At 46.8% G+C, this 455-nt stretch carries 1 pseudogene; it reads right to left on the minus strand.

The window, feature by feature from the left end:
* Positions 1 to 426: pseudogene (locus H5187_RS24005) on the minus strand (helix-turn-helix domain-containing protein); the annotation flags it as partial.
* Between the last annotated feature and the right edge of the window lie 29 nt (positions 427 to 455).

Consider the following 455-nt stretch of genomic DNA (forward strand, 5'->3'; position numbering starts at 1 on the left):
GGTTGCTGTGAGTGCTTTTGGTTTTTTTACCTGCCTGTTTGGCTTCACTTTTTCTCTATGCGTTAATAGGTGGTGACGTTTCATAACCCGATAAAACGAACTCTCGGATGCTATCCATACCCCTTTATCAAGCAACTTGGGCACTATTTTGCTCGGCGGTAAATGCCCATACTCAGCTGAATTGACTGTTTTGATAATACGCTGTCGCTCTAACTCAGTGAGTTGATTGGGCGGCCGCTTTGCCGTACAAGTTCGCTTGTCTACCATCTTATCTTCGGCCATCCAGCGCTGAACCGTTCTTGCCGTTAGCCCAAGTAATTCGCACACTGGCTTCTGCCTTGCCCCTGAATCCTGCGCTTCTGTAATGAGCTTTATCAATTCATGTCGCTCAGTCGACGTCGTTAATCGTCCTCGTTGAAACCCCAAATGGCATCCGCTTTTTTTTTGAGAACAAG

Source organism: Pseudoalteromonas sp. SG44-1, from assembly GCF_014164315.1.
Taxonomy (GTDB): Bacteria; Pseudomonadota; Gammaproteobacteria; order Enterobacterales; family Alteromonadaceae; genus Pseudoalteromonas; species Pseudoalteromonas rhizosphaerae.